Origin of the sequence: Streptomyces sp. MBT53 (assembly GCF_016654115.1) — a bacterium.
GTDB lineage: Bacteria > Actinomycetota > Actinomycetes > Streptomycetales > Streptomycetaceae > Streptomyces.
The window spans coordinates 38,102-56,549 of record NZ_JAEQAZ010000028.1; the positions used below are offsets into that span (position 1 = coordinate 38,102).

Annotated in this window: 19 protein-coding genes; 6 read left to right on the forward strand and 13 right to left on the reverse strand. The window is 71.4% G+C overall.

Features of this window, described 5'->3' with window-relative positions:
• Positions 1 to 50 precede the first annotated feature (50 nt).
• From JHN45_RS13000 to JHN45_RS13025, 6 genes are all read right to left on the reverse strand, one after another.
• Positions 51 to 1,067, reverse strand: a complete 1,017-nt coding sequence (locus JHN45_RS13000) for an MEDS domain-containing protein (RefSeq protein ID WP_201049134.1) — start codon at positions 1,065 to 1,067, stop codon at positions 51 to 53.
• Between the two features lie 24 nt (positions 1,068 to 1,091).
• Positions 1,092 to 3,398 (reverse strand): LuxR C-terminal-related transcriptional regulator, encoded by a 2,307-nt coding sequence (locus JHN45_RS13005; protein ID WP_307783096.1) that lies wholly within the window; start codon positions 3,396 to 3,398, stop codon positions 1,092 to 1,094.
• A 328-nt stretch (positions 3,399 to 3,726) separates the two neighbouring features.
• Positions 3,727 to 4,581 carry a proteasome subunit beta gene (gene prcB / locus JHN45_RS13010; RefSeq protein ID WP_201049136.1) on the reverse strand — a complete coding sequence of 285 codons (855 nt, stop codon included), beginning with the start codon at positions 4,579 to 4,581 and terminating at the stop codon, positions 3,727 to 3,729.
• Between the two features lie 73 nt (positions 4,582 to 4,654).
• On the reverse strand, positions 4,655 to 5,608 hold the full coding sequence (locus tag JHN45_RS13015) for a lysylphosphatidylglycerol synthase domain-containing protein (protein WP_200710303.1): 954 nt from the start codon (positions 5,606 to 5,608) through the stop codon (positions 4,655 to 4,657).
• A complete protein-coding gene (locus JHN45_RS13020; protein ID WP_200710302.1) occupies positions 5,605 to 7,095 on the reverse strand; it encodes a hypothetical protein in 1,491 nt (496 codons plus the stop codon). Before JHN45_RS13020 ends, JHN45_RS13015 begins: the two co-directional genes overlap by 4 nt.
• Positions 7,096 to 7,452: 357 nt before the next feature.
• Positions 7,453 to 8,739, reverse strand: coding sequence for an RICIN domain-containing protein (locus tag JHN45_RS13025; protein ID WP_307783097.1), 1,287 nt, complete (start codon positions 8,737 to 8,739; stop codon positions 7,453 to 7,455).
• A gap of 447 nt (positions 8,740 to 9,186) precedes the next feature.
• On the opposite strand from JHN45_RS13025, the gene JHN45_RS54000 reads away from it, so the two are divergent.
• Positions 9,187 to 9,651, forward strand: a complete 465-nt coding sequence (locus JHN45_RS54000) for an MEKHLA domain-containing protein (protein ID WP_200710301.1) — start codon at positions 9,187 to 9,189, stop codon at positions 9,649 to 9,651.
• A 100-nt stretch (positions 9,652 to 9,751) separates the two neighbouring features.
• On the opposite strand, the gene JHN45_RS13035 is transcribed toward JHN45_RS54000, so the two are convergent.
• The 3 genes from JHN45_RS13035 to JHN45_RS13045 form a co-directional block, all read right to left on the reverse strand.
• Positions 9,752 to 10,279 carry a 2'-5' RNA ligase family protein gene (locus tag JHN45_RS13035; RefSeq protein WP_201049137.1) on the reverse strand — a complete coding sequence of 176 codons (528 nt, stop codon included), beginning with the start codon at positions 10,277 to 10,279 and terminating at the stop codon, positions 9,752 to 9,754.
• A 275-nt stretch (positions 10,280 to 10,554) separates the two neighbouring features.
• The gene (locus JHN45_RS13040) at positions 10,555 to 10,875 is read right to left on the reverse strand and encodes a hypothetical protein (protein ID WP_236583637.1); all 321 of its coding nucleotides are present in this window, start codon (positions 10,873 to 10,875) and stop codon (positions 10,555 to 10,557) included.
• 65 nt (positions 10,876 to 10,940) lie between these two features.
• On the reverse strand, positions 10,941 to 11,291 hold the full coding sequence (locus tag JHN45_RS13045; protein ID WP_201049138.1) for a hypothetical protein: 351 nt from the start codon (positions 11,289 to 11,291) through the stop codon (positions 10,941 to 10,943).
• A 362-nt stretch (positions 11,292 to 11,653) separates the two neighbouring features.
• Between JHN45_RS13045 and JHN45_RS13050 the strand changes: the two genes are divergently transcribed.
• Positions 11,654 to 12,037, forward strand: coding sequence for a BlaI/MecI/CopY family transcriptional regulator (locus tag JHN45_RS13050; protein ID WP_201049139.1), 384 nt, complete (start codon positions 11,654 to 11,656; stop codon positions 12,035 to 12,037).
• Positions 12,038 to 12,141: 104 nt separating this feature from the next.
• Complete coding sequence (locus tag JHN45_RS13055) at positions 12,142 to 12,288, forward strand: hypothetical protein (protein WP_200710297.1); 147 nt, start codon at positions 12,142 to 12,144, stop codon at positions 12,286 to 12,288.
• Positions 12,289 to 12,420: 132 nt separating this feature from the next.
• Here JHN45_RS13055 and JHN45_RS13060 read toward each other — a convergent pair whose 3' ends face one another.
• Together JHN45_RS13060 and JHN45_RS13065 are read right to left on the reverse strand one after the other, a co-directional pair.
• Positions 12,421 to 12,636 (reverse strand): hypothetical protein, encoded by a 216-nt coding sequence (locus JHN45_RS13060; RefSeq protein ID WP_201049140.1) that lies wholly within the window; start codon positions 12,634 to 12,636, stop codon positions 12,421 to 12,423.
• 93 nt (positions 12,637 to 12,729) lie between these two features.
• Positions 12,730 to 13,512: a LysR family transcriptional regulator substrate-binding protein gene (locus JHN45_RS13065; RefSeq protein WP_201049141.1), complete on the reverse strand. Its 783-nt coding sequence runs from the start codon at positions 13,510 to 13,512 to the stop codon at positions 12,730 to 12,732.
• 58 nt (positions 13,513 to 13,570) lie between these two features.
• Between JHN45_RS13065 and JHN45_RS13070 the strand changes: the two genes are divergently transcribed.
• Positions 13,571 to 13,954, forward strand: coding sequence for a DUF5997 family protein (locus tag JHN45_RS13070; protein WP_201049142.1), 384 nt, complete (start codon positions 13,571 to 13,573; stop codon positions 13,952 to 13,954).
• Between the two features lie 27 nt (positions 13,955 to 13,981).
• Positions 13,982 to 15,604 carry an alpha/beta fold hydrolase gene (locus JHN45_RS13075; protein WP_201049143.1) on the forward strand — a complete coding sequence of 541 codons (1,623 nt, stop codon included), beginning with the start codon at positions 13,982 to 13,984 and terminating at the stop codon, positions 15,602 to 15,604.
• A gap of 41 nt (positions 15,605 to 15,645) precedes the next feature.
• Here the strand turns inward: JHN45_RS13075 and JHN45_RS13080 are convergent, their stop codons facing one another.
• Positions 15,646 to 16,236 (reverse strand): TetR/AcrR family transcriptional regulator, encoded by a 591-nt coding sequence (locus JHN45_RS13080; RefSeq protein ID WP_200710293.1) that lies wholly within the window; start codon positions 16,234 to 16,236, stop codon positions 15,646 to 15,648.
• A 196-nt stretch (positions 16,237 to 16,432) separates the two neighbouring features.
• Here JHN45_RS13080 and JHN45_RS13085 point away from each other — a divergent pair, with 196 nt between their 5' ends.
• Positions 16,433 to 17,311 (forward strand): LLM class flavin-dependent oxidoreductase, encoded by an 879-nt coding sequence (locus JHN45_RS13085; protein ID WP_201049144.1) that lies wholly within the window; start codon positions 16,433 to 16,435, stop codon positions 17,309 to 17,311.
• A 6-nt stretch (positions 17,312 to 17,317) separates the two neighbouring features.
• Here the strand turns inward: JHN45_RS13085 and JHN45_RS13090 are convergent, their stop codons facing one another.
• Positions 17,318 to 18,406: a hypothetical protein gene (locus JHN45_RS13090; protein ID WP_201049145.1), complete on the reverse strand. Its 1,089-nt coding sequence runs from the start codon at positions 18,404 to 18,406 to the stop codon at positions 17,318 to 17,320.
• Positions 18,407 to 18,448: the final 42 nt, after the last annotated feature.

The following is an 18,448-nucleotide window of genomic DNA, read 5'->3' on the forward strand; positions in this document are numbered from 1 at the left end:
CGTGACCGTCCGGTCTCGGGGGGAACTACCCGAATCCGCGCGGCGGTTCGTCAACCCGACGCCACAAGGTCCGTCCCCACGAGGTCCGTCCCCACGAGGTCCGTCTCCATGCGGATCGTCCAGCCGCCCGTCGCCCCGTAGTCGGACCTCATGTCCACGAACTCGCAGACCTGGCGGGTCTCCCAGAGCCCGTCCTCCGGCCGGGTCTCGGGGCCCGGCGGCCTGAAGCCGAGGAACGGGTCGGTGATCCGGCCGCGCGAGGTGCGCACTTCGCAGACGATCCGCCGAGTGGTAGACCACAACCGCAACAGCGCGCGGTCGCAGCCCTGGGCCGCCGCGTAGCCCGTGGCACCGGACACGGCCCGCCCGAAGCGGGCCGCCGCGTCGGACGCCATGCCACGGACCCGCGCCTGGTCCACCGCGAACCGGTGACCGGCGGTCAGGTCACCGTCGAGGCCGACGACGACCGCGTCCCCGGGCGGCGCGGGCAACGGGCCGAGACCCAGGGTCGCGTACTCGGCGGGCGCCATGAACAGCGGGCTGGGGCGGACGCCGTGCCGGTCCAGTTCCGTCGGATGGGTGTGCCGGGCGGCGTCGACGACGTCGGGCGGTGCGGTCCGGGTGTCGTAGAGGCACATCAGGTCGGGCGGGGCTCCGGTGAACAGCTCGGTGGCCAGGGCCTCGTACCGCTTCCACTCGGGGATCTGGCGCGGTGTACGGCCCTCCCAGACCGGCTCGCCCGCCATGTGGAGGCGGCCGTCCGGGCTCGCGTGGGTGACGTAGTAGTCGAGGGCGGTGGCCATGCTGTTCGCGGGGCTTCCGCGGTACCAGCGCGCGGAGTCGCGGAAGTCGACGTGGTGGGCGTCGGGGCCGAGCGCGTTCCGCAGCAGGTCGAGTTTGCGTGTGGTGGTGATGGCCACCGGGTCCGGTTCGTCCTCGGCGGCGACGGCCTCCCTGAGGAACGGCACCACCACCGCGAGGAACTCCTCGTCGGACGAGTGGATTCCGGCGTGGTGCTTGATGGGTGGGGCAGGTGGGGTGGTGGTCGTGGGTTCTCCGTGTTCCATCGGTGTGCCCTTCTCTCGCTCGCTTCACGGCCGTACGGCTCTGCGTGCATCGGCCCAGACGGCGACCTGGCTGCGGGAGGTGAAGCCCAACTTGCTGAGGATGCGCTCCACATGGCCCTCCGCCGTCCGCAGTGCGACCACCAGCCGGTCGGCGATCTGCTGGTTGGTCAGTCCTTCCGCGACCAGTTCGGCGACCTCGGTCTCCCGGCGGGTGAGCGGGGTGTCGGCCGACTGCCGGGCGGGTGACTCCCGTTCGCCCAGTGCGTGGCGCACGGCGTCGTCCGGGGTGAGTGCGAGGCCCTCGCGGTAGGCGTGGTCGAAGGCGGCGCCCAGCAGCGCTCGGGCGCCTTCCTCGGCCTCGGTGCGCACCGGGCCGTGGGACGGAGTTCGGTCGAGGGCGACATGGGCGTCCTGCCAGATCCGCTTGGCCGCGCCCAGCAGCACCGCGGCCGACCGGCCGTCCCCGTCGCGCGCGTGGACCGCGGCGAGCAGTTCCAGCGTCATGCCGATGCCGAACACGTCACCGACCACCCGTTTGAGCCGCAGGCACTCCCGGGCGTGCGCCCCGGCCGACGTCTGGTCCCCCTTGGCCCATTCGGCGAAGGCGAGAATGCGCAGCAGGTAGGAGTGGATCCACTGTTCGCCGTGGCTGAGGCAGATCGGCCGGAACTCCTCGCACAGGGCCATCGCATCGTCGAACTCGCCCTGGATGGCGAGGACATGGGCCAGTTCGACGTACTTGAAGCCGACCAGGCTCATCGACTCGCCCTCGCGCGGTGGCCGCGACAGCGCCTCCTCGTAGACGGCCCGGGCCCGGTCGTAGTCACCGCTGATCAGGCAGGCGCCGCCCCGGCCGAAGAAGGTGTGGGCCACCTCGGCCTCGGCGCCGAGCCGCAGGGCCAGTTCACGGGACTCCTCCACAAGGGGCGCGGCCCGGGCGGCGTCGCCCTGGCTGAGCAGCATCAGGGCCAGCGACCACAGGGCCCGGGCGCGGGCGACGGTCGGCTCGGGGGCGGTGGCGAGCAGCCGTTCCAGCCAGTACCTGCCCTCCATCATGCCTCCGGTCGCGAACCAGAAGAACCACAGATGTCCGGCCAGCTTCAGCCCTGCTCGCACCTCACCGGGTGTGGTGAGGCAGTACTCCAGCGCGGAGCGGATCGTGTCCGACTCCGCGTGCAACCGCCGTACCAGCTCCGGCTGTTCGGGGCCGAACCAGCGGTGCTCGCAGTCCTCGACGAAGTCCAGGCACCAGTCCCGGACCCGGCGCCGGGCCGCCTCCTCCGCGTCGGCGCCGCTCTCGCGGAGCCGGTCGAGGCCGTACTGCCGGATCGACTCCAGCATCCGGTACCGGGCGTGGACGGCGTCGCCGTCCCGGACCAGCAGCGACTTGTCGACCAGACCGGCCACGGCGTCCACCAACTCGTCACGGTCCAGGCCGGGTTCGGCGCAGACCTCCTCCGCGGCGCCCAGGTCGAAGCTCCCGGGGAAGACCGATGCGCGGGCCCACACCACCTGTTCGTCGGGGGTGCACAGGTCGTGGCTCCAGTCGACGGCCGCGCGCAGGGTGCGGTGCCGGGGCAGGGCGTCCTCGTCGGCGGTCAGCAGCCGGTGGCGGCGGTCGAGGCGTTCGAGCAACTGCTGTACGCCCAGGGCGCGCATCCGTACGGCGGCCAATTCGATCGCGAGCGGCAGTCCGTCGAGGCGGCGGCACAGGGCGGCCACCGCGTCCTGGTTGGCCGGCGTGAGCGAGAACCCGGGCAGTACGGCGGCGGCCCGGTCGGCGAACAGGGCCAGTGACGGGTACTCCAGCGCGGGCTTGGGAGACAGCGGCTCGTCCGCCGAGGGAGTCGGCAACGGCTGTACTTCCAGGACGTGTTGGGCCCGGACGTCCAGCGGATGTCTGCTGGTGGCCAGCACGCGCACGGTCTTCGTCTCCGCGAGGAGCGTGTCGACGAGCCGGGCGCACGCGTCCGCGAGGTGTTCGCAGTTGTCGAGGACGAGCAGCGACTCCCGGTCCTGGAGGTGGTCGACGAGGACGCGCTCGGGCGAACGGCCGGACACGTCACGGATGTTGAACGCCTCGATCAGGGCGAGCGGCACTAGTGACGCGTCCCGCACACCGGCCAGGTGGACGAGGTGCACCCCGTCGGCGAACGCCCGTGCCAGCCGGGGCACCGCGTGCAGCACCAGCCGGGTCTTGCCGACTCCGGCCGTACCGGTCAGAGTCACCAGTCGATGGGCGGCCACCAGGCGTCTGACCTCGGCGGTCTCCTGGCGCCTGCCGACGAAGCTCGTCGTCCTGACGGGCTGTCCGGTGTACTCCCCTGTCACGGATACCTGCGCATTCGGTCCCGCCTCCGAAAGTGGTACGCCCGGTGCCCGCCCGCCATGGCCTCGTCGCGCAGGGGCTTCAGGAAACTCTAGGGGCGAGAAGCGGACGAAGCGCCCACAGCCCGGCATTGCCGGTTGAAGGCGCCTTTCCGACGGAATACGCACGGAGTCTGTTCCCCGACGATCACCAATGGATCATCCGTGCCACGACGGCCCGTCGGGTCAACTGCCGCCCAGCCGAACGAGAACGTCGGAACAGACGCGCGACGGCTCGGCCGTTCCTACGGCACTGGGCAACGCGTTCCCCGCTTCCACCGGACAGTTTCGCTCAGGGTGCGACGGTCGGCCCGTCCGGGTGACTCTGGCGCTGTGCGATCATCTCGCGGGTCAGTGCCTCGGTCTCCGGCTCCGGCAGCCGCTCGAAGCCGTCCTCGGTGATGACCGAAACGATGGGGAAGATACGGCGGTTGATGTCGGGGCCGCCGGTGGCCGAGTCGTCGTCGGCCGCGTCGTAGAGGGCCTGCAGCGCGGTCAGGGCCGCGTCGCGCCGGGACATGCCCTGCTGGAACAGCTTCTTCAGGGCGCCCCTGGCGTACGGGGAGCCGGAGCCCTCGGCGTGGAAGTCCGGCTTCTCGTAGGTGCCGCCGACGACGTCGAAGGTGAAGATACGGCCCTTGGCGCCTTCGGGGGCGGCGGGGTCGTAGCCGACGAGGAGCGGTACGACGGCGAGGCCCTGCATGGCCTGGCCGAGGTTCTGGCGGATCAGGCCGGCGAGGCGGGTGGCCTTGGCGTTGAGGGTCATCGGGATGCCCTCGATCTTCTCGAAGTGCGTCAGCTCGACCTGGTACAGCTTCACCATGTCGACGGCGAGCCCGACCGTGCCGGCGAACGCGACCGCCGTGTAGTCGTCCGCCGGGTGGACCTTCTCCAGGTCGCGTTGCGCGATGACGTTGCCCATGGTGGCCCTGCGGTCGCCGGCGATCAGCACGCCGTCGCGGTAGGTGAGCGCCAACACCGTGGTGCCGTGCGGGAATTGGCCGTCGGCCGCGCGGACGCCGTCCGGGAAGGGGCGGCGGGTGGGCAGCAGCGCGGGCCGGTGCGCGGCCAGGAACTCGGTGAAGGACGAGGTTCCGGGGGTGAAGAACTCCTCCGCAAGTCGGCCGTCGTTCTCGTTCCCTGCCATGCAACTCCCCCTCGCCCGTGGGTCGACAACGGTCTCCTACCTGAACCGGCGGGACGGGAAACGCCGTTCGGCGTCAGAGATCCTTGCGGCGGACCAGTACCCCGAGCACCAACAGGCCGGGGATCAGCGGCAGCCACACGGTGAGCAGTCGGTAGCCGAGGACGACGGACGCGGCGGCCGACGCCGTGGTGCCCGAGGCGGTGAGGGCGAAGACCAGGGCGGCGTCGAGGGAACCGATACCGCCCGGGGTGGGCAGCAGGGCGGCGGCGCTGCTCGCGGCGAGATACAGCAGTGCCACCCGGGCCGGGGACAGCGGCAGTTCGACGGCCTGTGTGACGCAGATCAGCACCAGGGAGTGCAGCGCGGCGAAGGCCAGCGAGCCTCCCCACAGGGCCACCGCCCGCTGCGGCCTGGCGTGCACGGCCCGGATGTCGGCCAGCACGGCCGCGAGGGCACGCCGACACCGGGGCCACAGTGGGCAGTTGAGCAGTACGGCCACCAGCACGGCGACCGCGAGCACGACGCCCACCACGCCCACGGAGACGTGCGGGACGCGCAGCACTCCCGGGCAGGCGATGGCGAGGACGCCGATGAGCACGATCCGGACGACCACACCGGCGGTCGCCTTCACGGCGAGAGCGCTGGCCGAGCGGCCGACCGGCAGCCCGCAGCGCATCAGGAAACGCAGGTTGACGGCACCGGCGCCGAGCCCGGCGGGCAGTACGTGGTTGGCGGCCGACGCGGCGAACTGGGCGGCCACCAGCCGTCCGCCGGGCAGCCGTTGGGGCACCGCGCCCTGCTGTGCGAGCGCCGAGGACACCCAGGTCCCGAACGCGGCCGTCCCGGCCACCAGCAGCCACCCCTGATCGGCGACGGCGAGCCGCCCGGCGCCGTTCTCGAGCACCGGCCAGTGCCGGCGGAGGAGACAGACCACGGCCACGAGCACACAGAGCGTCGACGCGCCCTGCCAGTAGGCATGTCGGCGCCGGGTGCCGGTCGTCGTGGTGAGTTCGGGAGGTGCCGTCATACGCCTCCGTCCTTCTCCGTGGTCGGGGCGACGCGCAGATCCAGTGTGCCGTAGCGGTGTACGGGCCAGTCGTGGGCGTAGGCGGGTGGGCGGCTGCCGGCCGGCGCGATGTCGGCGACGGGCATACGGCGGGCGGTCTGGTCGATGGCGGTCCGGCTGGTGTCGGCGTTGTGGCCCCCGGTCGCGCCGGAGGCGCAGCCCGTGTAGAAGGCGATCGGGATGGCGTCCTGCCCGGTGAGCAGGCAGGGTGCGCGCACACCGAGGCGGTGGAGTTCGGCGGCGGTGCGGGACCAGTCGCGGTGCTGGACGTTCGCGCGGCTCACCGTGCCTTCCAGGACGGCGAGTTGGACCGCCAGATGCCCGGCGAGTCCGACCACGAGCAGGGTCACCGCGACCCGCCGCCACGCTCCGGTCGGCCTGGTGACCAGCTGGACCAGCGCGTCGGCGACCGGGATCGCCACCAGCGCGTAGGCGGGCAGCAGGAAGCGCGGGGCCGCGTAGCCGATCATGAAGAGGTACGGGAAGGCGGCTGTCGCGGCGCAGGCGAGCGGCACGAGGGTGAGTACGGTGCGCCGGGCGCGGACCGCGACGACCAGTCCGGCGACGGCGAGCACGGGCAGCACGAGCCACCACACGTCGACCGCCGGGTTGGGCATGGCACTCGTGCACGGGCGGCACAGGGTGCGTCCGCCCAGGCTGCGCAGCTGGTCGGTGATCGCGAGGTGCCAGCCGAGTCCGCCCTCGATCGCCGAGGCGTCGTGCAGCCGCTGCGTCAGACCGCCGTAGCTGACGTACGCCTCGACCACCCACTCCACGGCACCGGACGCGAGCCCGGCGAGGAGAACGGCGAGCAGCCGCCAGTGGCGTGCGACGAGACAGAGGGCGAGGAGGGGCAGGGTCGCCCACACCGCGTCGGTCGGCCGCATCCACGCCATGAGGGACGCGCTCGCCGCCAGGCCCCACAGGGTTGAACGGCCGGCGTGGTCGGTCCCGTCGGCGCGAGCCCGCAGGAAGCAGCCCGTCGCGGCCAGGGCGGCCACGGCGACCCAGTAGTTGGGCATGGCCTGCGGACCGTAGAAGAGCGTCACCCAGAGGGAGGCGAAGAGGGCGCCCGCCAGGGCCAGGACGCGGACGGGGAACAGGGTGCGCCAGGTGCGGAGCGCGAGGAAGAGGGCGAGGCCGGAGAGGGCGGCGAGGTAGACGCGCAGCAGGGCGGTGGACGAGGACCAGGAGGTGATCGGTGCGACCAGGAGGGAGATGCCACGGGCCCGGGGTGCGCTGAAGAAGGCGGCGGGGGCGTGCGCGCTGATCTGGCTGACGTACACGGTCTCGTCCCAGCCGAGGCCCAACCCGGGGCGTACGAGCACCAGTTGGGCCAGGGTGAAGGCACCGGCCACCAGCGCGAGGGGGTACGCCGAGCGGCCGGACGCGGTCGGCGCGCCGAGCCGTCGGATCCCGGCGAGTGTGGCGTACGTGCTGCCGGACATGGCCCACCCTCCCCCCTACAGTTTGTAGGGTTACTGGCACCCTACAGCCTGTAGGACTGAAGACGGGGGCCGGGGGAAACATGGACAAACTATCCCGCCGCAGGTGTGGTCGGGGTCTGGAATTCACCTCCTTCTCGCAACGACCGCGGGTGGACCGGGCGGACGCGGGGGCGTTTCACCGCGCAACGGTGGGCCGCCTCGGCGTCGGACGGAGACTCGGGTCCGTGTGGCAGGGCAGGCCCGATCGGGCGAACGAGCCATGCTTCGTCCGGCGGCACGCTCGCGTTCCAGTGGAACTCACTCCGCAGGGCGACGGCCGACGGATCAGCCAGGGAGGCGCGCCGAGGGGGCGTGCCGTCAGCCCGTGCTCCATTTCTGGTTGTCCCCGCCGGTGCAGCTCCAGAGTTGCAGCTCCGCGCCGTTGGCCGTCCCCGCGTCGGTGACGTCGACGCACTTGTCGGCCTGGATGTTGACCAGATCGTCCGCGGCGGTGAGCCGGAACCGCTGGGCTCCGGTGCCGTTGCAGGTGACAAGCTTGATCCATGCGCCGTCCGTGCGCGAACCGCCGTCGACGTCCATGCACTTGCCCAGGGCGCGGACCGTTCCGTCCGACGCGAACCGCCACTGCTGCCGGGCGGCGCCCGAGCAGTCCCAGATCTGCAGGCGGGTGTGGTCCACCGGGTTGCCTCCGGTCACGTCGACACAGCGGCCGGAGCCGTGCCCACGGATCAGCACGCCCTTGGCCGCGGCGGCGGCGGAATCGGCGGACGGAGAGGAACTCCCGGACGGCGCCCCACCGTTCTTCGTGCCGGCCTTCGCCGTGGCCTTGGCGTCACCGGTGTTCTTGCCGGATGCCGATGAACCGGCCTTCGGGGTCGGCTGCCGGGTGGAGTCGGCTTCGAGTGCGGAGGATTCACCCGACGGCGAGGCGGAGTCGGACGAACCGGTCGTGTCCTCGTTCTGTCCGCCGCTCCGGACGGTGTCCGATCCGGTGCCGGCCGCCGAGCGTCCCTTGCCGTCGTCGCCGTCCATGAGGAGCAGGGAGCCGGCCAGCAGGACGACGCCGGCAGCGGCTGCGGCGAGCAGCATCCTGCGGCGCCGCTGTGCGGGTCCGGGTACGGACCGGCTCGGAGCGGCCGTGATGTCGACGGGGTGGCCGGTTCCGTGCCCGGCGGGGGCTTCGGTACGCCCGCCTAACCTGCCGGTGTCCGGCGCGCGTTCGGTGAAGGCCGCGAACTCGGCCGCCGCCGCGGACATGGGCGGCGGGGACACGGAGTCGGACCCGGGGTCGGAGACGGGAGCGGGAGCGGGTCCCAGCGCGGCAGCGGCCTCGGCGATCGCGGAGGGCCCCCTCGACCGGCGGGGCAGAGGCCGGGACACAGGCAGGGGCCGGGGCTGCGAGGTGGCGTCGGGCTGGTCGGTCCGGGCCGTGGCGGCCTCCGCCGTCGGATCCTCGGAGGAGGCCGTCATGTCGTCCTTCCGGTACGGGGTGGTGGATTCCTGCGCGGCCGGTACGACGTCGAAGTGTCGAAGACGTCGTGGTCGTCCGTGGTCGCCGGTGTCGCCTGCGGTGGTCGGCGACGGCTTTGTGCGCGCGCCGGCGATCGCCGTCCTCGCACCCGAGGGCGATTGTGTCGTGCGCACGACCGCCTAGGCAAAGGGCGACACGCGGTGCCGACTCGGTGACACCGACGACTCGGTCACCCAACTGCCAGTCACGCCAACGCCGTTGAGGGCGAGACATCGTCGGTGCCCGGTGGCGTCGACACCGCCAAGGACCCTTCGCGGTCGCCGACAGCCTGGTATTGCCGGCGACCGCGTCCACGAGCAGCACATCCCTGAATCATCCGGAACCATCCGGAACCTGTCGCATGGGATGCCCTCGAAGACCGTGGACGGAACGAGGAAGCCGGGTCGGCCACCGTCTCGTGCGTCACACCGGCAACACTGGACCTAACCTGGCCGCACCCGGTGTCGGCCAGACAGGCCAACTCCCCTTGTACACCTCGCACTTCAGGAGCGACCTCGGTATGGAAACCACCGCCCTCACCTTCGAGACCGACGTCTTCGTCGCGTAACGGAGCGAGCACCGTGACAACCCTCCAGCCCCTCAGCCGACAGTTCTGCGCCCTCCTCCTCGACAGCCACCACCGCCTGACGGGAAAGGAGTTGGGCCCACCGCTCCTCACCTCCGCGGACGCGGCGGCCGAATGGCTCTACGAGGACGCGCCCTTCGGCCTTCTCGCCCACGACACCACGGACGACCCGACCTTCATCTACGCCAACCGGACCGCCCAGAGATGCTTCGAGTACACCTGGGACGAGTTCGTCGCCCTCCCCTCCCGCCTGTCCGCCGCACCCGACGCCCAGCCGAACCGGGACGCCTTCATACGGTCGGTCACGCGCGACGGCTACGCCACCGGTTACCGCGGGGTCCGCATCGCCAAGTCCGGCCGCAGGTTCTGGATAACGGACGTGACGATGTGGGACCTGATCGACTCCCACGGAACCCGCCATGGACAGGCCGCCGTCTTCCCGTCCTGGTACGACCTCTAGGTCACCTCAACAGGAAGGCACTTTCCGCGTACGCCAGGCTTCGGCACACCCACCCGCTCAACTCACGCTTGCCGCACGGCAATCGACCACGTGTCCACCTTCACCGGCCGACTCCCGTGGTGGGGAGGTGAATTGCGTGGATGACCCGCCAGGTGTAGGCGGCGGCCTCACGCCTCAGCTCGGCCAATTGGACGCGGTCGACACGCAGTTGGAGGGAGGCGAGCAGTCGTAGTGACTCAACAGCGGCCCGCATTGGGCCAGTCGGGGTCGGTCGGTTGCAGTATCCGATGCCGATGTGGGGCCGGAGGCGGCTGCTCGGCTTCATCGCGGGCAGTCCGGATGCCACGGACGCGGCAACGAGCCGTTGGTGGAGATCGACGATGGGGGTCCAGGGTGCCACGCTGTAGCGCAGGGCACCGCGGGACCCGGTGAGCGGGTCGGCGATTTCCAACAGCCAGTAGTACGCGCGGGTGTTGGCCGACGATCCCGGACGTTGCCAGTGATCACGCATCTCGCTGACAGCGCCGAACGCCGCCCAGTCGCGCTCGGCGATGACGCGCGGGTCGTCAAGGTCGGGAGGAGGGCTCGTGGGAAATGCGTCCGGGTGCGGTGTCAGTAGCGGAGTCATCCCGTGGCGGTGTCCTTCCCCAGGTGTGCGCAGGCACAGGCATCGTGGCAGCACTGGTCAAGAGCCCGTCGTGCGCGTAGGTGGGGCTGTGTCAGCAACCGCTCGGCCGACTGCCGGACCTGGGCGATGAGTTCGGTGCTGTCAACGCCGCCGATACCGCCGCGTCCAACCCCGCTCTACGGACGGCCTTCTCCATCAGCAGCACCCCGGCGGCCTGCGAGACGACCGCAGCGCCACCGCCCGGGACGCGGACCGACGCGTACGACCGCGCGAGGTCAGCCGTTTTCGCGGCCCGGCAAGGGCGCGCCCTTCAGGAAGGCGTGATAAGTCTCGGCGGCGTCCGGCTCGACTACGGCGTTGGACGGGCCGTAGCGAGTGTCGGTGCGGTCCCGCTTCGGTCCGGAGACCCAGAACTCCTCGTCGGTCTGCACGTCGTAGAAGTTCGCATCGGGCATCCCTCCTGCCCGACGCAGTGTCCTCCCGTGGAAATACGCGGTGCTCCAGGTCTTCGAGAAGTCCACCCACCCGATCCACGAGGGTCCTAGGTCGGTGCTGTAACCGGACTTCAACTGCACGAACATGAGACGACGAGGCATGCGCCCAGGGTCCTGCACGGGCCATGTCCGTGACCAGTGCCAGTGCCCGAAGACTGGGTTCGTGGTCACTTCATGTCGAGTGCGACGTCGCAGCGCAGGGTCTGCCGGTATTTCTTCCCTTTCTGTGAAGAGGTGATCTGGCAGCCTCCCAGGTGGTGTTGGACCCGGCCTGTCACGTGGACCTCGACCATGGCGTAGAAGTCGCTTCTCTTGTGCGGTTCGACCGTCATGGGCTTGCCCGCGTGATCGGGCACTTTGGTCATGTCGCGCGGGTACTTGAGCCCGACCTGACTGTCCAGCATGTATCCGTCGGTTTCGTCGACGGAATAGACCGGGTAGCCGATCACCCGGGCGCCTTTGGGTACTTGGGTGAGCCTCACGCTCTCGGCGACGGGTTCTGTGCCCGTGCCGTTCACGAACGGCGGGAACGCGAATCGGTACGACTTTCCGACCTGCGCGTGGGGGAAACCACGTGGAGGTCCCCTTGAGTCCGACGCCCCGGACGGCCACGCCACCTGATTCGTTCTGGGTGTTGCCCTTCACCAGCCCGAAGTAGGTACCCGGGGCGACGTAGCCGCGCCACTTCGAGTTGGAGTTGACATACCCGGAATAGCCGTCTTTGCTCCGCAGCGCCCTGCATGCCCGGCACCCCGCAAAAGCCGTCCGGCGCCTTCGACGACATAGTCTCCCCTCCCGACGGCTTCACCGCAGCCGAAAGAGCCAGGTCAGCGCGGCAACGGTAGGCAAGCTACGCCCTACACGCTGTAAGGTGGCGGCCATGGCTGGCACAGGCCCGCGGGCCCGGGCGGAACGGCGCAGCGCCGGTGAGCTGGAGAGCGCCGTCCTTGCCGCGCTCTGGGCGACCGACCGACCCCTCACACCGGCCGAGATCCAGGCCGAGATCGACGGCCCGCTCGCCTACAACACCGTGCACACCATCCTGAAGCGGCTCTACGACAAGGGGCTCGTCCTGCGCGACGCGGACGGGCGGCGTGGGGCGTACCGGCCGGCGAAGAACGCGGCCGAGTTGACCGCCGAGGCGATGCACGAGGCGCTGGACCGGGGCCCGGATCCGATCGCCGCGCTCCAGCAGTTCGTGAGCGGTCTGCAGCCGGAGGAGGAGCAGGCGCTGCGCGACCTGCTGGCCGGGGGCGCGGAATGAGGTTCGACGTCCACACGCCTTGCCGCTGTCGGTGCTGCTCGCGGTGATCAGCCCGGCGATCGGCAGCCGGGTGGCTACGGCGCCGGACACACGGATGCTGACGGGTGCTGATGGCCGCCGCCGTGGTCACCGCGGCGGCCACCTGCTGGTCCCTGTTCCTGCTGACGGCGACGCTCGTCGGTGACGCTCCGCCGGTCGTCGCCGAGGCCCGGCAGGACGGGTACCGCCGGCCGAACCCGTACCCGCGGTGATCGGGATCGCGGCCGGTGTCGCCCTCACCGTGCTCCTCGTGTCCGGCCACGACACCGTGAGCGCCGACCGTCGTACGCGACGCGCGCTGCGGCGACTGTGCGCGGGCCACGCGACGGACACCGAGCTGATCGTCACCGTCTCCCCGAGCCGCAGGCCTTCGCCATCCCCGGCGCACCGGGCCGGATCCTGGTCACCGTCCGCGCGCGGCCGACCCGCTGCTGCGGACCGTACGGGGCACGGTCGCGTTCCCGGTGGAACGGTGGGCCGACGAGCGGGCGGCGGGCGCAGTCGGCGGCCGTGCCACCACGGCCCGCGCCCTGGCCCGTGCCGTCCTGAGCGCCGAACACCCGCGCCCCGCCTGCGCGTTGGGCGTCACCGACTGTGCGGTCACGCGGCGGCAGCCAGGTGCCTGCCTCGGTCCGAACAGGAGGTCGTCGGCGTCAGCGGCCTCGGGGCTTGCCCCGCTTCGTGCCCTTGGCCCCGCCGGAGGAGCCGCGCGGGTTCTTGCCCGTCGCGCCCGTCTTGCCGGTCGCCTTGCCGGCGACAGGCTTGCGGCGTGCCGAAGCCGCTTCGGTGCGCTTCCCCTTCGTCTTCGGCTGGGCCGGTGGCGGGGTACGGCCCCGGGTGCTGTTGACCGTACGGCCCCGGACGATGCCGATGAAGTCCTCCACGAAGTCGGTGGTCGCGTCCTCGGGCCAGGAGAGGGCGACGTCCGACTGGGGGGCGTCCAGGACGGTCCGGTAGGTGAGGTCCTTGCGGTGGTGCAGCCGGGCCAGGGACTGGGGGACGTAGAGGATGCCGATGCCCGACGCCACGTGGTCGATCGCGTCCTCGGTGGTCGCGGGGCGCTCGAACGCGGGCTCCCCGGGCGGCTGCTCCCAGCCGAGGACGTCGTCGAGGGGGTGCAGGACCACCTCGTCGGCGAGTTCGTCGAGGGACACCTCTTCCGCCGCCGTCACGACGTGGTCCTTGGGGGCCACGACCACGGTCGCCTCGGTGTAGAGGGGGATCGCGCTGAGGACCGTACGGTCGACCGGCAGCCGGACCAGTCCCGCGTCGGCCTCGCCGCGCCGCAGGACGTCGGACGCCTCCGCGGCCTGGACCGGTACGAGGGTCAGGGGAACGTCGGGCCGGCGCTCGTTCCAGATCCGCACCCACTTGGCGGGCGTCACCCCGGGGACGTACGCGAGCCGGAACGTGGGGGATGCTTCCGAGCCTGTCACCCCGCAAGGTTACCCGCCGTGGTCGGCGGGCTCGAACGCGGTCGATACTCTTGACGGTATGAAGTCGCACCAGACCACCCAGACCATGAAGCCCGCCACGGCGGCGAAGAAGCTGGGTGTGTACCTAGAGGCCACGCCCGCCGAGTTCCAGGAGGGTGACGTCTCCCGCGCCGAGCTGAACGAGTTGCAGGCCGATCCGCCCGAGTGGCTGCGCGAGCTGCGCGCCAACGGTCCGCACCCGCGTCCGGTCGTCGCGGCCAAGCTCGGGGTCTCCATCGCCGGTCTCGCCCGCGGCGGGGTCACCGAGCCCCTCACCACCGAGCAGATCGACGCGCTGAAGAAGGACGGCCCCGAGTGGCTGGAGAAGGAGCGCGCCACCCAGGCCGAGGTCCGCAAGGAAGCCGACCGGATCAAGAACAAGAAGAACGCCGACAACGACTGACGGCCGTGGCGTGAGTGAATGGAGGGCATGCTCTCCGACTTCACGCACGACCACGACGGTGAACGGCTCAGCGGTGTGTACGGCGGTGATCGGTCCGGGGTCACCGCCGTAGTGCTGCACGGCGCGGGCACCAGCAGCACGGAGCGATTGCTTCCGCTGGTACGGGAGTTCGTCACCCACGGTTGTCGAGCGGTCGCCCTGGACTTCTCCGGGCACGGCCGAAGCACCGGCGAACTGGGCGAGTTGAGCCTGCGGCGACGGTTCGAGCAGGCCGTCGCGGTGATCGACGCGTACGCGGCGGCGGACGGGCCGCTGGTCCTGGTGGGCTTCAGCATGAGCGGGCAGACGGTGGCGGATCTCGTCCGGCACTATGGGGACCGGGTGGCGGCGCTGGGGCTGTGCGCGCCCGCCGTGTACACGGCCGAGGCCTGGGACGTGCCCTTCGGGGACGGGAACGGCCGGTTCAGCGAGATCATCCGGCAACCGGACAGCTGGCGGCAGGCGCCCGCGCTCGAGGTGCTGCGGGCCTACGAGGGCAGGGCGGTGCTCGCCGTGCCGGGCACGGACGCGGTGATCCCGTCGGCCGTGACCGAGGCCGTGCAGGATGCGCTGGCCGCGCGCGCCCAGTACACGCGGTTCGATCTTCCGGACGCGCAGCACCAGTTGGGAATGTGGTTCCGCGAACATGGCGCGGACCGGCGGGAGTTCGTGGCGGCGGTGCTGACCGGCGTCGACGATCGCGGCTGGACGGCCACGCGCGAGTGGGTGGCCAAGCAGCTCGGCGACGGCCGCTCGGTGGCCAACGCGCGCCTGCTGGCCGGTGGTTGGAGTTCCCAGATGCGTCGGCTCACGCTCGACGACGGCGCGGAGCTGGTGCAACGGACCTTCGTGAAGCCGTTCTTCCGGCATCACGGGCCCGGACTGCTGGCCCGTGAGGCGTCGGTCCTGGCGCTGCTCGCCGGGCAGGAGGGCATCCCGGCTCCCGGGCTCGTCGCCGTGGACGCAACGGCCGAACACTGTGACCACCCGACTCTGTTGATGTCCGCGTTGCCCGGCCGCGTCCGCGTGGACGGGGACGACCTCGACCGGCGCCTGGATCTGCTCGCGGCCCAACTCGTCCGCGTCCATGACGTCGTACCGGCCGAGAGGCCACGCACGTACCAGGCGTGGACGTCCCCGGAGCGCGTCCGGACCCCGGGCGGACCGCTGTGGGAGCGCGCCGTGGAGGTGATCCGCCGCGATCCGCCGTCGTACGAAGGCCGCTTCCTGCACCGGGACTTCCACCCCGGGAACGTGCTCTTCACCGGAGCCGGGCCGGGGCTGCGGATCACCGGTGTCGTCGACTGGGTCGAGACCTCGTGGGGGCCCGCCGACCTGGATGTGGCGCACTGCTCGACCGCGCTCGCGCTGTTGCACGGGCCGGCGTACGGGCTGGACTTCCGTGAGCGGTACGAGGCACACGGCGGTCGCGCCCTCGCCGACGACCCCGATCATCTGTACTGGCGGCTGCTGGACGCCCTGCACTACTGCCCCGACGGGGCGAAACTGGCCGGTCCCTGGCGTGACTTGGGGCGGGACGATCTGACGTCCGGGGTGCTCGGGGCACGGCTGGAGGCGTACGTGGACGGCCTGTTGCAGCGATACAGCTGATCGGACACGGGGAACGTGGCCGCGTGGGAACCGGACCGCCCTCAGCGCGGCAGGCGCAGGCCCTCGACGAGGACGTCGACCAGCCGGAGCGCGTCGTAGCGGTCGTCGCCCTCCGCGCCGGCGCACAAGTTGCCGACGCCGCGCATGAGTTCGTAGGCGGTGAGGTCGGACCGGACCTCACCGGCCGCGGCCGCCGCGTCGAACAGTTCGGCGCACACGGGCAGGAGGCGGTCGAGGAAGTAGGAGTGCAGCGACTCGAAACCGGCGCTGTCGGACCTCAGCACCGCGGCGAGTCCGTGCTTGGTGACCAGGAAGTCGACGAAGAGGCCGACCCACTCCCGTAGCGCGGCGTACGGGGTGGCGCTGCTCGCCAGCAGCGTCGGACCCGCCTCGGCGCAGGCCTCGACCTGGTGCCGATAGACGGCGATGACGAGGTCCGCCCGGGTCGGGAAGTGGCGGTAGATCGTGCCGAGTCCGACGCCGGCCTCGCGCGCGATGTCGCGTACCGGAGCGTCCACGCCCGACGCGACGAAGACCTTGGCGGCGGCGTCGAGCAGGGTCTCCTTGTTGCGCCGGGCGTCCGCCCGCTTGGGCTGGCCCGCACTTCCGGCATTCGCGCCGTTCTCACTCACCGCGCTCTTCCTCCACACCTCAGGACTCACCGAGCGAGGCCGACCGCGGCCAAGCAGGGCTTGCTAAACGGAACGCCGTTCCGTATCGTTCCGGAACGAGGTTCCGTTTGGTCATGATGTCATGCCGGAGCCCGGCCGGGCGACCAAGCCGCGCCCCCATCCCACCACCACGCCTTGTCGAAGGACGGACGGCACCATGCCCCACACCCCGCGACCCAGCTTCGGCATCATGACCGCCCCCATGCAGGTCGACTATCCCGACCTCCTGCGCGTCTGGCGCGAGGCGGACACCGTCCCGGAGATCGAGCACGCCTGGCTGTTCGACCACCTCATGCCGATCGGCGGCGATCCGGACGGACCGGCCTACGAGGGCTGGACACTCCTCTCGGCGCTCGCCGCGCAGACCCGCCGGCTGCGGCTCGGTGTGATGGTGACCAGCAACCGTTTCCGGCCGCCCGCACTGCTGGCCAAGATCGCCACCACCGTCGACATCGTCTCCGGCGGCCGGCTCGACTTCGGCATCGGTGTCGGCTCACGCCCGGACCATCCGCTGGCCCGGCGCGAGTACGCGGCCCACGGTCTCCCCTTCCACGACTCCGCCCACGCGGTGGCGAGCCTCGCCGAGGCCTGCACGGTGATCCGGCGGCTGTGGACCGAGGAGCAGCCCTTCGACTTCCAGGGCACCCACCACCACCTCACCGGAGCGTTCGGCAACCCCAAACCCGTCCAGCGGCCCCACCCGCCGATCCTCATCGGCGGACGCTCGGCCGCGACACTCCGCGTGGTCGCCGAGCACGCCGACCTGTGGAACATCCCCGGCGGCGACATCGAGGACGCCGTCGCCCGCAGCGCGCTCCTCGACCGCTACTGCGCCGACATCGGCCGCGACCCCGCGTCCGTCACGCGCTCGATCCACCTCTCCGTGTCCTACGACAGGCCCGAACTCACCCGGGACGCGATCCGCGAGGCCGTCGACGCGGGCTTCCAGCACATCGTGCTCGGCCTTTCGGCGCCCTACCCCGCCGGTGTCGCACGCTGGGTCGCCGACGAGTTGACGCAGATCCCCCTGCGGTGAGGTCGGTCAGTGGGCCGGGGTGCGCCGCACGACCTCGCCGTCGCCGTTCGCCTCCAATGAGGCGGCGCCTTCGGTGCCGGTCACGCCGACCCGGACGGTGACGGAACCGGTGAGCCGTTCGGCCGTGATCTGCCAGCTCTGTGGGGAGCGGACGCCGAGGGAGGTTCTGGCCTCCTCGACCAGGGCGGGAAAGCGTTCGTAGGGCAGGGAGCCCGGGTCGAACCGCAGGGCCTCCGTCCCGGTGGGGGCGAACACCACCGACAGCAGGCGTTCCCGTACGACGACGGTGAGGGCCTGGTCCGTGGTCCTGCCCTTGGTGAGTGAGTCGACGGCGCGGCGCAGTTCGCCCTTGTCGAGAAACGACTGGCCGGGGCCGAGGGCGACCGTGCCGGACGCCGACGACACGACCGTGGTCGACGACGTGGAGGAGACGGAGGGCCCGGCGGCGGGCTGCCGCGCTGTCGTGTCCCGGTCGAACAGGTCGGCGCGGAACAGCAGGAGCACACCGGCCGTGCCGAGCAGCAGACCGAGGAGCCCGACGAAGCCGACCACACAGCCGCCGGACGGTTTGCTCACCATGGTGGACAGGGGCGCCGAGTCGACGCCGGCCGCGGCGGCCCGGTCCCTCCAATCCGTCGTCGGCCGGTGCACGATCTTCGCCCGCCACGGCCGGTCCTGCGGGTACTGGACCACCACGATGCGGCGCGGCCGGTACTCGGGCAGGTCGACGAGGTTGATGTCCTGGGTGATTCCGACGCGGAACGCCGGCGCGTCGTCCGGCGCGACCGTGAGACCGAACCGCACCGGTACATCGCTCGACTCACCCCCGACGGCCCGCAGACTCTCGATCATCGCGAGGGCCGTGCGCATGGGGACAGCCGCCTCCCGGGCCCGCCTCGGCGCACCGGTGAGGAACAACAGCAGACTGTGGACCACGGGCAGGCCCACACCCGCGACACACAGCGGCACACTCTCGATGACGCAGCCGGCGACGAAGGCGGTCAGCGACGTCCCGATGACACCGCCCGTCAGAAACCCCCGCGCGAGGGCGACGGGAGTGTTGGCCTTGGGCGGCGGGCCCGTGGTGATCGTCATACGGGCGATTGTGTCGGGCCCAGGTAACGGCCGGTAGATCCC

What these genes read in the sequence shown, in the direction of transcription:
- JHN45_RS13000 (WP_201049134.1), bottom strand. Translation starts at nt 1,067, where the DNA reads ATGGAACACGGAGAACCCACGACCACCACCCCACCTGCCCCACCCATC.
- prcB (WP_201049136.1), bottom strand. Translation starts at nt 4,581, where the DNA reads ATGGCAGGGAACGAGAACGACGGCCGACTTGCGGAGGAGTTCTTCACC.
- JHN45_RS13015 (WP_200710303.1), bottom strand. Translation starts at nt 5,608, where the DNA reads ATGACGGCACCTCCCGAACTCACCACGACGACCGGCACCCGGCGCCGA.
- JHN45_RS13020 (WP_200710302.1), bottom strand. Translation starts at nt 7,095, where the DNA reads ATGTCCGGCAGCACGTACGCCACACTCGCCGGGATCCGACGGCTCGGC.
- JHN45_RS13035 (WP_201049137.1), bottom strand. Translation starts at nt 10,279, where the DNA reads ATGACTCCGCTACTGACACCGCACCCGGACGCATTTCCCACGAGCCCT.
- JHN45_RS13040 (WP_236583637.1), bottom strand. Translation starts at nt 10,875, where the DNA reads ATGCCTCGTCGTCTCATGTTCGTGCAGTTGAAGTCCGGTTACAGCACC.
- JHN45_RS13050 (WP_201049139.1), top strand. Translation starts at nt 11,654, where the DNA reads ATGGCTGGCACAGGCCCGCGGGCCCGGGCGGAACGGCGCAGCGCCGGT.
- JHN45_RS13070 (WP_201049142.1), top strand. Translation starts at nt 13,571, where the DNA reads ATGAAGTCGCACCAGACCACCCAGACCATGAAGCCCGCCACGGCGGCG.
- JHN45_RS13075 (WP_201049143.1), top strand. Translation starts at nt 13,982, where the DNA reads ATGCTCTCCGACTTCACGCACGACCACGACGGTGAACGGCTCAGCGGT.
- JHN45_RS13085 (WP_201049144.1), top strand. Translation starts at nt 16,433, where the DNA reads ATGCCCCACACCCCGCGACCCAGCTTCGGCATCATGACCGCCCCCATG.
- JHN45_RS13090 (WP_201049145.1), bottom strand. Translation starts at nt 18,406, where the DNA reads ATGACGATCACCACGGGCCCGCCGCCCAAGGCCAACACTCCCGTCGCC.